Below are 12,877 nucleotides of genomic sequence, written 5' to 3' on the forward strand. Positions count from 1 at the left end.
CGAATCCCCGGATCGACCCTGGCACCCGGCCCCGGCCCCGGCGCCTGCCCGGAGCCCGGCGCCCGGCAATCCGAGCACGCCGGACCGAGGACCGGTCCGCAAGGGACGCTCCGCACGCAACCGCAGCGCCCCGGCAGCACACCCGCAACCCCCGGAGCCCGCCCGCCCCGAGGCTGCGGGCGGGCGGGGCTTGACCGCGCCGGGCGCACTGGCCGGGAGCCGCGCACCCGGCCCCCCTGCCACCGAGGCGGGCGATCCGCCACGGACGCTCCGCACGCAACCGCAGCGCCCCGGCAGCACACCCGCAACCCCCGGAGCCCGCCCTCCCCGAGGCTGCGGGCGGGCGGGGCCTGACCGTGCCGGGCGCACTGGTCGGGAGCCGTGCACCCGGCCCCCCTGCCCCCGAGGCGTGCGATCCGCCACGGACGCTCCGCACGCAACCGCAGCGCCCCGTGCGGCGCGCCTCCGAGCGCCGCGCCCGTCCCCGCCCGGTGGTGCGGGCGGTTCGGGCGGGGTTGTCAGTGGTGGGCGTTATGGTCGGGGACCATGCGACTGCTGCACACCTCCGACTGGCATCTCGGCCGCTCGTTCCACCGGGAGAGCCTGCACGACGCCCAGCGCGCCTTCCTGGACCACCTGGTGGGCGTGGTCCGCAGCATGCGCGTGGACGCCGTGCTGGTCGCCGGGGACGTGTACGACCGGGCGCTGCCGGGCCTGGAGGCGGTGGAGCTGTTCGACGACGTGCTGCACCGGCTGGCGCGGCTCGGGGTGCCCACGGTGTTCATCAGCGGCAACCACGACTCGGCGCGTCGGCTGGGGGTGGGTGCCGGGCTGATCGGGCGGGCGGGCGTGCACCTGCGGACGGATCCGGGCGAGTGCGCGGTGCCGGTGCTGCTGGAGGACGAGCACGGGCCGGTGGCGGTCTACGGGCTGCCGTACCTGGAGCCGACGCTGGTGCGCGAGCGCTTCGGGCTGGCGAAGGGCGGGCACGCGGCGGTGCTGGGTGCGGCGATGGGCCAGGTGCGGGCCGACCTGGCGGCGCGGCCGGAGGGGACGCGGGCGGTGGTGCTGGCGCACGCCTTCGTCACGGGCGGGGCGGCGAGCGACAGCGAGCGGGACATCGCGGTGGGCGGAGTGGCCGCGGTGCCGGCCTCCGTGTTCGACGGCGTGCACTACGCCGCGCTCGGGCACCTGCACGGCAGCCAGACGCTGGCCCCGCACCTGCGCTACAGCGGCTCGCCGCTCGCGTACTCGTTCTCCGAGGCGCAGCAGCGCAAGTCGATGTGGCTGGTGGACCTCGCGGCGGACGGCTCGGTGGCGGCGGAGCGGGTGGACTGCCCGGTCCCGCGCCGCCTGGCCCCGCTGCGGGACACGCTGGACGCGCTGCTCACGGAGGAGAAGTACGCGCAGGCCGAGGACTGCTGGGTGCAGGTGACGCTCACCGACGCCGTCCGGCCGAGCGAGCCGATGGAGCGTCTGCGCCGCCGGTTCCCGCACACCCTGCAGTTGCTGTTCGATCCGGCGGAGACCGAGACGGAGCCCGTCCGCTCGTACGCGGCGCGGGTCGGCGGCCGGGCGGACCTGGAGATCGCCGAGGGCTTCCTGCGGCACGTCCGCCCGGGCGCGGAGCCGGGCGCGGAGGAGCTGGGCTGGCTGCGGGAGGGCTTCGAGAGCGTGCGGGAGTCCGCCGAGCGGAAGGCGGACCTGCCGCGATGAGGCTGCACCGGCTGACCGTCACCGCCTTCGGCCCGTTCGCGGGCACCGAGACGGTGGACTTCGACGCGCTCGCCGCCGGCGGGCTGTTCCTGCTGCGCGGCGCGACGGGCGCGGGCAAGAGCAGCGTGTTGGACGCGGTCTGCTTCGCCCTGTACGGCGAGACGCCGAACGCCCGCCGGGCGAGCCGGCTGCGCAGCGACCACGCCGACCCGAAGCAACTGACGCAGGTGCGGCTGGAGTTGACGCTGGGCGGTCGGCGGCTGGAGATCACCCGGCTGCCGGAGCAGCGGCGGCCGAAGAAGGTCGGCAGCGGCACCACCGTCGAGCGGGCGCAGACCCTGCTGCGCGAGTGGGCGGCCGACGCGGGCGCGGGCGTACCCGGCTGGCGGCCGCTGAGCAAGTCGCACCAGGAGGCCGGGGAGGAGATCCACCGGCTGATCGGGATGAGCCGGGACCAGTTCTGCCAGGTGGTCCTGCTGCCGCAGGGCGACTTCGCGCGGTTCCTGAAGGCGGACTCGGAGGAGCGCGGCAAGCTGCTGCGGCGGCTGTTCGACACCGAGCGGTACGGGCTGGTGGAGTCCTGGCTGGCCGAGCGGCGGCGCGCCCAGGAGGCCGCCGTGCAGGCGGGCCGGCGGCGGCTGCGCGACCTGGTCAGCAAGGCGGAGCAGGCGGCCGGGCCGGGTGCCGAGCCGGCCGAGGGCTGGGTGCCGGCCGAGGACGACGGGCCGGACCTGGCCGCCGGGGTGCTGGGCTGGGCGGCGATCCTGCGCAGCGGCGCGGCCGAGCAGGCGGCCGTCGCGGAGGCGGCACTGGACGGCGCGCAGGCGGCGCACCGCGCGGCCCAACAGGCCCGGGAGGCGGCCGAGGAGGTGGCCGGGCGGCAGCGCCGTCACCGGGAGGCGCTGGCCCGGGCCGAGCGGCTGGCGGAGTTCGAGCCGGCGGCGGAGCGGGACGGGCGGCGGCTGGCGGCGGCGCAGCAGGCGGTCGGCGTCGAGTCGGCGCTGCGGCTGCGCGAGGGCGCGGCCGAGGCGCACCGGCGGGCCCGGACGGCGGAGCGGCAGCGGCGCGAGGCGCTGGCCGGTGCGCTCGGAGCACTCGGATCACTCGGGGCGCTCGGAGCACTCGCTGGGCCCGGGGCGGCCCCCGGCGGCGCCCCCGTCGGTGCCGAGGCCGGCGCCGAGGAGCTGGCCGGGGCCGAACGGTGGCTGCGGGCCGAGGTGGTGCGGCTGGAGGCGGCCCGGGCGGAGGAGCGGCGCTGCGCCGAACTCGCCGCCGAGCAGCGCTCGTTGGGGTCTGACCTGCGCGGCGCCGAGGAGCTGGCGGAGGAGGCCGAGGACTGGCTGGCCGAGTTCGAGGGCGAGCTGGGCCGACTGGAGGAGCGGCAGGCCGGGGCCAGGGCGGCCGGGGCCAGGGTCGAGCAGTTGGACGGGCGGCGCGCCGAGTCGGCGGCCCGGCTGGCGGCCGCGCGGGAGCGGGACGGCCTGCGGGCGGAGATCGCGGCGGCCGAGCCGCGGGTGGCGGGCCTGCGCACCGCCGCGCTGGACGCCCGCGAGCACGGCCTCGACCTCCGGGACCGCCGACTGGCGGGCATGGCGGCCGAGTTGGCCGAGCGGTTGCGCTCGGGCGAGGCCTGCCGGGTGTGCGGGTCGCCCGAGCATCCGGCGCCCGCGCAGGCCGCGCCGGGCGGCCGGGTGAGCGCCGAGGACGAGGAGCGGGCAGCACGCGCGCTGGATGTGGCCGAGCGGGTCTGGAGGCAGGCCGACCAGGCGCTCACCGCGCTGCGGGTGCGGGAGGCCTCGGCCGCCGGCGCCGCCGGGCCGGACGGTGCCGACGTCCTCGCCCGGTCGCTCGCCGAGTTGGAGCACGAGCACCGGGAGGCGCTGGGCGCGGCGGAGGCGCTGGGCCGGGTCGAGCAGGAGATCGGCCGGCTGTCGCAGGACCGCGCGCGCCGCCTGGACGAGCTGCGCGAGGCCAAGGAGCGGGCGGCCGTGCTGACCGACCGGCTGCAGCAACTCGACGCCGAGCAGCGGGAGTCGGCCGGGCGGGTCGCGGCGGCCCGGGGCGGCGCGGCCTCGGTCGCCGAGCGGGCGGCGGCGCTCGGCCGGCTCGCCGAGGAGGTCGCCGGCGCCTCCGCGGCGGCCCGGGCCGCCGCGGAGGCGGAGGGCCGGCTCGCCGAGGCGGAGGAGGAGCTGGGCCGGGCCTCCGCGGCGGCCGGCTTCCCGGACTCCCGGGCGGCGCTGGCGGTGCTGCTGCCGGCCGAGGAGCGCGAGCGGCTGGCGGGGCGGCTGGAGCGGCACCGCGCGGAGTCCGCGGCGGTGCGGCGGGAGCTGGCGCTGCCGGAGCTGGCCGAGGCCGCGGCCCGTCCGCCGGTGGACCTGGCGGCCGCGGCGGCCGCGCTGGCCGCCGCCACCGACCGGCTCGGCCGGGCGCACGCCGCGCGGGCGGCGGCGGTCGAGCGGTGCGCGGCGCTGGCCGTGATCGGGCGTCAGCTGGCCGCGTTGGCCGCCGAGTTGGGCCCGGCGCTGGAGCGGTTCGGGCGGATCAACCGGCTGGCCGGGGTGGCCGCCGGCACGTCCACCGAGAACCGGCTGCGGATGCGCCTGGAGTCGTACGTCCTGGCGGCGCGGCTGGAGCAGGTCGCGGCGGCGGCCAGCGACCGGCTGGTCCGGATGTCGGGCGGCCGCTACACCCTGGTGCACAGTGACGACCGGGGCACCGGCAACAAGCGCTCGGGGCTGGCGCTGCGCGTGGTCGACGCCTGGACGGGCACCGAGCGGGACACGGCGACGCTCTCCGGCGGCGAGGGCTTCTTCGCCTCGCTGTCGCTCGCCCTGGGCCTGGCCGACGTGGTGACCGACGAGGCCGGCGGCATGCCGCTGGACACCCTGTTCATCGACGAGGGCTTCGGCACGCTGGACGAACAGTCCCTGGAGGAGGTGATGGACGTCCTCGACGGGCTGCGCGAGCGGGACCGCGCGGTGGGCATCGTCAGCCACGTCGCCGACCTGCGCAGCCGCATCCCGGCACAGCTGCTGGTCCGCAAGGGCCGGCACGGCTCGACCCTGGCGCTGGCCGGTCGGGAGGACGCCTAGCCGGGGAGGCGCACGGGCGAGGCGGGGAGCTGACGGGCGAGGCGGCGGGGGCGGCCGGTCAGCCCGAGCAGGCGATCCGCTGCGCCTGCTGCCAGGCGCAGACCGGGCAGAGCGTACTGCCGGGCCGGTCGGCGGGCAGTTCGGTCGGCTCGCCGCAGAGCACGCAGTCGGCGCGCGGGCCGGTGGCCGCCGGGTCGTGCCGCAGCGCGGCCTCGGCGCCGCCGTCCGGGACGAGGTCGCAGACCGCCGGGTCGGTGGCCGGGCCGCCGGTCGCGGGGGTGTCCGTGGGGGTGCCGTCGCTCATGTCGCCTTCCTACTCCGCACCCCCGGCCGGAGGCAAGGCGACCCCGGCCCCGGCGGTCGAATCCCCGGCGGTCGAACCCCCGGCCGTCGAATCCACAGCCATCGGAGCCGGGTCGGCGGCGGCCGCGATCATGGCGGCGACGCCGTCGAGCAGCGGTCCCAGCCCGAAGGCGAACAGCGCGTCCAGGTCGAAGTCGTAGCCGTCGCTGCCGAGCTCGCCGACGACCCGGGCGAACACCGGGTGGCGCCCGCCGCCGACGATCCCGGCCAGGGCGGGTCCCTGCCGGTCCATCCACTGCTCCTCGGTCAGGCCGGTGCGGGCCTCGGCCTGGGCCTCCCGTTCGAGGTGGACGGCGATGCCCTGGACGTAGCTGTAGAACAGGACGTGCAGGTCGAGGACGGTCCTGGGGTCGAGGCCGTGGCCGTCCAGGGCGCCGAGCGCCCACTCGGCGTGGTCCATCAGCGCGGGCAGCATCAACGGGCGGGTGAGCACACCGACCTGGGCGAGCCACGGGTGGCGCCGGTGGATCCGCCACAGGGTGTGCGCGCCGGTCTCCAGCCGCTCGCGCCAGGAGGCCGGCGGCTCGGCCGGGTAGGCCTCCTCCGCGAAGGCGGCGTCCGCCATCAGCAGGACGAGGTCGTCCTTGCCCGCCACATGTCGATAAGGGGACATCGCGGCGACGCCGAGCCGGGCCGCGACGCTGCGCATGGAGAGCGCGGCGAGCCCCTCCCGGTCGGCGATCTCCGTCGCGGCCCGGACGATCCGCTCCCGGGTCAGCTCGCCACCCTCGCCCGCCGCCTGCTCGCCGGGCATCCGGGCCGCCGACGACACCGGAACCGGAAACGCCGACGACATCGCTGCCGGAACCGACACCGAAACCGACACCGGAACCGGACCCGGCTCGGCCGGGCGCCGGCGGGCGGCGCCCGCAGCCGCGACCACGGTGCCGACCCGGGGCCGGGTCTCCACCAGGCCCTCCAGCCGCAGGGTGGTGAGCACCTTGGTGGCCGTCGCGAGCGCGACGTTCCACTCGCGGGCGATCCGGCGGGTCGAGGGCACCCGCTCCCCGGGAGCGAGGGCGCCCTCGGCGATGCGCCGCCCGATCTCGTCGGCGATCCGCCGGTACGGCGGCAGGGCGGGCTCGGGCTTCCCGGCCATACGGTGGCCCTCCTCGTGTGAGATCCGTCTCAGCGCGGCGGCCGACCACGGCTGCCCTAGTGCAGAAGCTACCAGCCACGCTCCCCTGCCGCACCCGTCCTGTCCTAGTTCAGTAGCGCCGAAAGCCCAGTTGGCGGGCCCATGCGTACGCCGTACATTCAGGCCGCGTACACCGTACGACGCGGGCGGCCCGCAGCTCGCCGCCCGGCGCACACCGATGCGAGGGAGCCGCCCCATGAAGACCTCACCGAAGACCGCGCCGAGGACCGCGCCGAGGACCGCGCCAAAGACCGCGCCGAGGACCGTGCTCATCTCCGGCGGTGGCATAGCCGGCTGCGCACTCGCCGCCCTGCTCGCACGCCGCGGCTTCGCCCCCACCGTGGTGGAGCGCGCGCCCGGGCTGCGCGACGGCGGGCAGGCCGTCGACGTCCGGGGCGTCGCGCTGGAGGTGGTCGACCGGCTCGGGGTGCTGGGGCCGGTCCGCGAGCACCGCACCCGGATGCGCGGCATGTCCGTACTGGACGGCGAGGGCCGGGAGGTCCACCGCTCCACCGACAGCACCTACAGCTCCGGGCGGCTGGACGGCGACGACGTCGAGCTGCTGCGCGACGACCTCGTCCGCATCCTGCACGGGCGGGCCGCCGAGGAGGGCGCCGAGTTCGTGTTCGGCGACGCCGTCACCGCGCTCGACCAGGACGAGGACGGCGTGCTCGCCCGGTTCGGGCAGGCGGGCCCGCGCCGCTTCGACCTGGTGGTCGGCGCGGACGGCCTGCACTCGGCGGTGCGCCGCCTCGCCTTCGGGCCCGAGGAGCGGTTCGCCACCCACCTCGGCCTGCACCTGGCCCTGTTCAGCGCCGAGAACTTCCTGGGCCTGGAGGACTGGCAGCTGTGGCTGCGCGACGGCGGGATCGGCTTCGGCATCTACCCGGCGCGCGGCAACACCGAGCTGCGGATCGGCTTCGGCTTCGCGGCCGGGCCCCTGCCGGACGGCCCGACGCCGCACGCCCGGTCCGGCCCCGAGGCCGATCGGGCCCTGGTCGCCGAACGGATGGCGGCGCTGCGCTGGGAGCGGGAGCGGCTGCTGCGGGCCCTGGCCGACGCCCCGGACCTCACCTGCTTCCCGATGACGCAGATCCACCTCGACCGCTGGTCGCGGGGCCGCGTCACGCTGCTCGGCGACGCCGGCTCCTGCCCGTCCCCGCTGTCCGGCCAGGGCACCAGCCTCGCCCTGGTCGGCGCGCACGTGCTCGCCGACGCCCTCGCCGGCTGCGGCGGCGACCACCGCGCGGCCTTCGCGGCGTACGAGGAGCGGCTGCGCCCGTTCGTCCGGCTGAACCAGGCGCTGGCCACCGAGAACCCGGGCGGCCCGGCCTCGGAGGAGTCGGTCGAGCGGGCGAAGAACGCGATCACCCTCGACGCCTGAGCCACCCCGCCACCCGACCACCCACGCCGCCCCACCAGGCCGCCGCCCCCTCCGACCCGCCGCCCGGACGGCTCGCCCTAGGGTGGCGGCATGACCGCCGACCTGCGCCGCCGCCTGCTCGCCGCCCACGCCACCGCGCCGACCTACCCGGAGGTGGGCGCGACCCGGGGCGGCCGGCTTCCGGACGGCTACGCGCACCTGCGTCGCCGGGTGCACCTCGGGCACGGCCGGGCGGTGCTGGCGCGGGCCGGCCGGTACGTGCTCGGCTGGGGGAGCCAGTTGGGCACCGGGTTCGCCGTGTACCCGCACGCGCCGGCCGAGCCGGGGGCGACGGTGCTGCTGCGGCTGAGCCCGCCGGGAAGCCGGTGGCCCCGCGTGGTGATCCCCTGCCGGGTGGTGTGGACGGTGGACGAGTCGGACCGGATCGGCTTCGGCTACGGGACGCTCCCCGGGCACCCGGAGTGCGGCGAGGAGGCGTTCCTGGTGTCCATGGACGACGCAGGCGAGGTGTGGTTCGAGGTGACCGCCTTCTCGCGGCTGGCCGCCTGGTACGCCCGGCTGGGCCGTCCGGTCGCGCTGCTGTGCCAGTACCTGGCGATCGAGCGCTACCTCGCCGCCGTCGCCGCCCACTGCCGCGACCCGCGCGGCGACGGGGCCTGAGCCGGGCCGGGCCGCGGCCCGGCCCGGCCGGCCCGGCCGGCCGCATCAGCCCGGCCAGCCACGTCAGCCGGGTCAGCCGAGGAACGACAGCCGCACGGTTCGCCGCGGGTTGTCCCCGTTGGTGTCGACGAACACCACGGACTGCCAGACCCCGAGGGCGAGTTGACCGCCGATCACCGGCAGCGTGGCGTGCGGGGCGACCAGCCCCGGCACCACGTGGTCGCGCCCGTGGCCGGGGCTGCCGTGCCGGTGGCGCCAGCGGTCGTCGGCGGGGAGCAGGTCGCGCAGGACGGCGAGGAGGTCGTCGTCGCTGCCGGAGCCGGTCTCCAGGACGGCGATCCCGGCGGTGGCGTGCGGGACGAAGACGTTGAGCAGGCCGTCGCGCCCGGCGGCGTGCTCGGTGAGGAACGCGGCGCAGCGGTCGGTGATGTCGAGCGCGACCTCGCGGCTGCCGGTGGTGATCTCGAAGGTGGCCGTCCGGAACCGGCCGGGGTGGGTGGGGTGAGTGGGATGGGTGTTGTCCGCCATGCCGCCATCCTGACCCAGGCCGACGGGTCGCGCGTACCGCGCCGCCGTCCGCCGGTGCCGGGCGGGCGCCGTGGCATAGGGTGGGGAGTTCGGACCAGCGCGGCCAGGCGGCGGCCGGACGGCAACCGGCCGCGGCCGGGCGGCGATCAGGCAGCGATCCAGCCGCCGCCGGGCATGACGAAAGCCCGGCGGACCGGACGATCCACCGGGCCGAAGCCCGCGCTCGGAGCCCGAAGGCCGAGCCCGAGGCCCGTGACCCCCGAGTCGGAGGTCCGAAGCCGAAACCCCGGCCCGAAGGCCGGGCCCCCCCGGCGCGGCAGGCCGCCGGCTGCTAGCCGCGCCCGCCGAACAGGGTCCGCCGCAGCCGCCGCAGCGGCGCCAGCAGCTTGACCCGGGTGTGGCGGCGCCGGGCCGCCGGAGCGTCCGCGGCGGCCGGGCCGCGCGGGGTGAGCTCCCTTATCAGCCCGAGCGCCTCGGCGGTGTCGACCGCCGAGAGTGCGGGCGCGCCGAGTACGGCCAGGTGTCGGTCGATCCGGCGGCCGGTCGCGCCGACGCCGCACTGGATCGCCGGCACACGGGGCCGAGTCCGCACTTGCATGTGTTCCATCTGTTTCCCACCCCTACGAGGCGCCAGGGCCGTGAGGCGAAGACTATCCGTGACGGACGGCCTTCGCGCAACCGTCCTGGTGTGCTGCCACCGTACCGTGCGACGTCAACTGACGGCGCACCAGGGGCCACCCGGGCGGTCACGACTAGGCATCAATGATGGGTGCACGGACCGCCTCCCGCCAGCGGTGCCCGGATGCACGGACGGGCGCACGGGCCGGGTCCGCGGTGCGCCCCCGGATCGGCTTGCCCATATAGGGGACAAGCGCCACGTCGACAAAGCGATCATGAACGGCGGTCGGCGATCACCCGCGGCACGGTCACCGGGTTCATGAAGTGAACACATTCGAGGGATTGACTCCCGGGTAAGCTCCAAGCAATATCTCTTCCAACGCACGCAGCGCACGGGTGCCCGCACCGCACCCACGCGTGTGTTCGAGTCATGAAAGACTCGATGCGGGACTCCGGCTCCCCGCGGGCCACTGCCCGGCCGCCTCGACGCTGCGGCGGCCAGGCTCGCGCGGTTGCCCGGACCGGCGGCCGGCCGTAGAGGGTCGGCCCGGCCGCCACCGACTGCCGGTGCCGCCCCCACCCGGGGCACGGCACCGGCGGTTCCGGGCCCTGGCGCCGGACCTCCCCGCCACGACGAGCCGCAAGCCCCGAGTCGCAAGCCCCGAGCCACGGCCCCCCAACCGCGGCCCCGAAGCGCCCGGGTGCCCGCCCCCGCCGGACGTCCAGGCAGGTCGGACCCGGCGGATCGGTAGACTCGGCCAGCGTGTCCCCCCTCCTCCTCAGCATCGTGCTCCCGGTCCACGGCGTGGAGCGGTTCCTGCCGCGCTGCCTCGACTCGATCCTCGGCGACACCGCCGCCGTGGAGTCCCGCTTCGAGGTGGTCGCGGTCGACGACCTCTCCCCGGACGGCTCCGGCGCGATCCTGGACGCCTACGCCGCCCGCGACCGCCGGCTGCGCGTCCTGCACCTCGACGAGAACCGGGGGCTCGGCGGCGCCCGGGCCGCCGCCCTGCCGCAGCTGCGCGGCGAGTACGTCTGGTTCGTGGACAGCGACGACTGGGTGCCCGAGCGCACGGTGAGCGTGCTGCTGGACGAGCTGGCGCAGGAGCACCGCCGCGCCACCCCGGCCGACGTGCTGATCACCGACTTCACCCACGTCTACCCGGACGGCGGGACGGAGCCCAACCCGTGGCGCCACGTGCTGACCGGCTCCCCGCTCATAGAAGGCTGCACCCTGGCCGAGCACCCGGCACTGTTCCGCACCGTGATGTCGGTGTGGAACAAGGTGTTCCGCAGAGCCTTCCTGGCGGGCCTGGACGTCTCCTTCGGCCCCGGCTACTACGAGGACATCTCGGTCACCTACCCGGCGCTGCTGGCCGCCGAGCGGCTGCGCTACCTGGACCGGCCCTGCTACAACTACCGGCGCGGCCGGGACGGCGCGATCACCGCCACCGCCTCCCCCAAGCACGCCGACGTGTTCGCCCAGTACGACGCGATCTTCGCCTTCCTCGACCGGGCCGACCGCCCCGGCCCGCCCGTCCCCGAGGCGCTGCGCACCCAGGTCTTCGAGCGGACCGTCCAGCAGGCGCTGAACGTGTACGACTCCCCCGGGCTCGTCCCCGCCGACCGGCGCAAGGACTTCTTCCGCCGGATCGCCCAGCACTTCGAGCGGCACCGCCCGGCCGGCTACCGCTTCCCCGGCGGCGTGCGCGGCGTGCAGTACCGGCTGGCGGCGCGCGGCGCCCGGATCGCCTACGCCGAGCTGCGCCGCACCGGCCGGCTGCCGCGCGAACTCAAGCGCGGCGCACGGGCGGTGGCGCCCGCGGTGAAGAAGGGGGTGCGCAGCGGCGCCCGGTTCACCGCGTACAACGCCTTCCGCCGCCTGCCGCTGGACGAGCACCTGGCGGTCTACGCCGCGTACTGGCACCGGGGTTACGCGTGCAGCCCGGCCGCGATCTACGAGAAGGCGAAGGAACTCGCCCCGCAGATCCGGGGCGTGTGGGTGGTGGAGAACCGCCGGCAGGCCGACGCGATGCCGGACGGCGTGCCGTACGTGATCGTGAACACCCCCGCCTACCTGAAGGTGATGGCGACCGCCAAGTACTTCGTCAACAACGTCAACTTCCCGCGCACGATGGCCAAGCGGCCCGGCACGGTGCACGTCCAGACCCAGCACGGCACCCCGCTCAAGGCGATGGGCATGGACCTGCGCGGCCGCCCGGAGGCGGCCGAGGGGATGGACTTCGACCGGCTGCAGGAGGCCATCGACCGCTGGGACTTCCTGGTCTCCTCCAACCCGCACACCAGCGAGCACTTCGCCCGGGCCTTCCCCGGGCACTACGAGATGCTGGACACCGGCTACCCGCGCAACGACCGGCTGGCGAACGCCACCCGGGAGGAGGTGCGGGCGATGCGCGAGCGGATCGGGCTGCGGCCGGGCACCACGGCGGTGCTGTACGCGCCGACCCACCGCGGCGGCAGGGGCGGCTACCTGCCGCTGCTCGATGTCACGGACCTGGCGCGGAAGTTGGGCCCGGACTTCACGCTGCTGGTGCGCACCCACTACTTCCACACCGGCGGGCCGGGCGATCTGACGGTGGATCAGGACGCGGCCCGGATCGTGGACGTGTCGGCGCACCCGGTCGTGGAGGACCTGTACCTGGCGGCGGACGCGCTGGTGACGGACTACTCGTCGATGATGTTCGACTACGCGGTGCTGGACCGTCCGGTGGTGGTCTTCGCCCCGGACTGGGAGGAGTACCAGCGCGAACGCGGCGTCTACTTCGACCTGTTCGCGCTGCCGCCGGGCGCCGTCACGGTGGACGCGGAGGGGCTGGCGAAGGCGCTGCTGGCGGGCGATCCGGAGCCGGCGGCGCGGGCGCGGTTCCGGGCGCGGTTCTGCGTCTGGGACGACGGCGGGGCGGCGGAGCGGGTGGTGCGCCGGGTGTTCCCGGTGCGGGGCTGAGCCCGGAGGGACGGCTGCGGGGAAGCGGCGAGGAAGCGGCCGGGACGCGGCGGGGACACAGCGGGGCCGGGGCCGCTCTCCGCCGGTACGGCGAGCGGCCCCGGCCCCGGGGGTGCTCAGCCGCGGCGGGCGGCCAGGAACTCCTCGAAGTCCAGGTAGCCCTGGTGCCGGGTGTCCATCGTGTGGATCAGCGCCTCGGCCATCGAGAGCGTCACGGTGTGGTCGCCCATCTCGTTGGCGGCCAGCGCGTACTCGGCCGGAGTGATCTTGCCGTCGCCGTTCTGGTCGAAGCGGTCGAACAGCGCCTTGATCTCCTCGACGCTCTGCATGGTGCCCTCCTGGTACTGCGGGGTCGTGCTCGGTTCGGACGGGCGTACCCTACCCCGGCCGTGGCACGCGCCACGGTCGGCGGG

At 76.6% G+C, this 12,877-nt stretch carries 10 protein-coding genes; 5 read left to right on the forward strand and 5 right to left on the reverse strand.

What is annotated here, in order from left to right; translation table 11 throughout:
* Positions 1 to 546: 546 nt before the first annotated feature.
* Positions 547 to 1,716 carry an exonuclease SbcCD subunit D gene (locus AB2U05_RS05665; RefSeq protein ID WP_369182584.1) on the forward strand — a complete coding sequence of 390 codons (1,170 nt, stop codon included), beginning with the start codon at positions 547 to 549 and terminating at the stop codon, positions 1,714 to 1,716.
* Positions 1,713 to 4,808: an AAA family ATPase gene (locus AB2U05_RS05670; protein ID WP_369182585.1), complete on the forward strand. Its 3,096-nt coding sequence runs from the start codon at positions 1,713 to 1,715 to the stop codon at positions 4,806 to 4,808. Before AB2U05_RS05665 ends, AB2U05_RS05670 begins: the two co-directional genes overlap by 4 nt.
* A 58-nt stretch (positions 4,809 to 4,866) precedes the next feature.
* On the opposite strand, the gene AB2U05_RS05675 is transcribed toward AB2U05_RS05670, so the two are convergent.
* Positions 4,867 to 5,112, reverse strand: a complete 246-nt coding sequence (locus tag AB2U05_RS05675) for a hypothetical protein (protein ID WP_369186065.1) — start codon at positions 5,110 to 5,112, stop codon at positions 4,867 to 4,869.
* 9 nt (positions 5,113 to 5,121) lie between these two features.
* Positions 5,122 to 6,270: a TetR/AcrR family transcriptional regulator C-terminal domain-containing protein gene (locus tag AB2U05_RS05680; RefSeq protein WP_369182586.1), complete on the reverse strand. Its 1,149-nt coding sequence runs from the start codon at positions 6,268 to 6,270 to the stop codon at positions 5,122 to 5,124.
* Positions 6,271 to 6,505: 235 nt separating this feature from the next.
* Here AB2U05_RS05680 and AB2U05_RS05685 point away from each other — a divergent pair, with 235 nt between their 5' ends.
* Complete coding sequence (locus AB2U05_RS05685; protein WP_078859665.1) at positions 6,506 to 7,693, forward strand: FAD-dependent monooxygenase; 1,188 nt, start codon at positions 6,506 to 6,508, stop codon at positions 7,691 to 7,693.
* A 90-nt stretch (positions 7,694 to 7,783) separates the two neighbouring features.
* Entirely contained in the window at positions 7,784 to 8,353 is a 570-nt protein-coding gene (locus AB2U05_RS05690) for a DUF1990 family protein (protein ID WP_045693185.1), read from the forward strand.
* Between the two features lie 72 nt (positions 8,354 to 8,425).
* Here AB2U05_RS05690 and AB2U05_RS05695 read toward each other — a convergent pair whose 3' ends face one another.
* Positions 8,426 to 8,881 carry a YjbQ family protein gene (locus tag AB2U05_RS05695; protein ID WP_078859664.1) on the reverse strand — a complete coding sequence of 152 codons (456 nt, stop codon included), beginning with the start codon at positions 8,879 to 8,881 and terminating at the stop codon, positions 8,426 to 8,428.
* Positions 8,882 to 9,212: 331 nt separating this feature from the next.
* Complete coding sequence (locus AB2U05_RS05700) at positions 9,213 to 9,488, reverse strand: hypothetical protein (protein WP_078859663.1); 276 nt, start codon at positions 9,486 to 9,488, stop codon at positions 9,213 to 9,215.
* 774 nt (positions 9,489 to 10,262) lie between these two features.
* Between AB2U05_RS05700 and AB2U05_RS05705 the strand changes: the two genes are divergently transcribed.
* On the forward strand, positions 10,263 to 12,464 hold the full coding sequence (locus tag AB2U05_RS05705; protein WP_369182587.1) for a CDP-glycerol glycerophosphotransferase family protein: 2,202 nt from the start codon (positions 10,263 to 10,265) through the stop codon (positions 12,462 to 12,464).
* A gap of 116 nt (positions 12,465 to 12,580) precedes the next feature.
* On the opposite strand, the gene AB2U05_RS05710 is transcribed toward AB2U05_RS05705, so the two are convergent.
* The gene (locus AB2U05_RS05710; RefSeq protein WP_045693182.1) at positions 12,581 to 12,793 is read right to left on the reverse strand and encodes an EF-hand domain-containing protein; all 213 of its coding nucleotides are present in this window, start codon (positions 12,791 to 12,793) and stop codon (positions 12,581 to 12,583) included.
* Between the last annotated feature and the right edge of the window lie 84 nt (positions 12,794 to 12,877).

The organism is Streptomyces sp. Y1, assembly GCF_041053115.1.
In the GTDB taxonomy this organism is placed as follows: Bacteria; Actinomycetota; Actinomycetes; order Streptomycetales; family Streptomycetaceae; genus Kitasatospora; species Kitasatospora rubellomurina.

Bases quoted from the DNA above. Each gene is read 5' to 3' on its own strand.
- AB2U05_RS05665 (WP_369182584.1), top strand. From the start codon at position 547: ATGCGACTGCTGCACACCTCCGACTGGCATCTCGGCCGCTCGTTCCAC.
- AB2U05_RS05670 (WP_369182585.1), top strand. From the start codon at position 1,713: ATGAGGCTGCACCGGCTGACCGTCACCGCCTTCGGCCCGTTCGCGGGC.
- AB2U05_RS05675 (WP_369186065.1), bottom strand. From the start codon at position 5,112: ATGAGCGACGGCACCCCCACGGACACCCCCGCGACCGGCGGCCCGGCC.
- AB2U05_RS05680 (WP_369182586.1), bottom strand. From the start codon at position 6,270: ATGGCCGGGAAGCCCGAGCCCGCCCTGCCGCCGTACCGGCGGATCGCC.
- AB2U05_RS05685 (WP_078859665.1), top strand. From the start codon at position 6,506: ATGAAGACCTCACCGAAGACCGCGCCGAGGACCGCGCCGAGGACCGCG.
- AB2U05_RS05690 (WP_045693185.1), top strand. From the start codon at position 7,784: ATGACCGCCGACCTGCGCCGCCGCCTGCTCGCCGCCCACGCCACCGCG.
- AB2U05_RS05695 (WP_078859664.1), bottom strand. From the start codon at position 8,881: ATGGCGGACAACACCCATCCCACTCACCCCACCCACCCCGGCCGGTTC.
- AB2U05_RS05700 (WP_078859663.1), bottom strand. From the start codon at position 9,488: ATGGAACACATGCAAGTGCGGACTCGGCCCCGTGTGCCGGCGATCCAG.
- AB2U05_RS05710 (WP_045693182.1), bottom strand. From the start codon at position 12,793: ATGCAGAGCGTCGAGGAGATCAAGGCGCTGTTCGACCGCTTCGACCAG.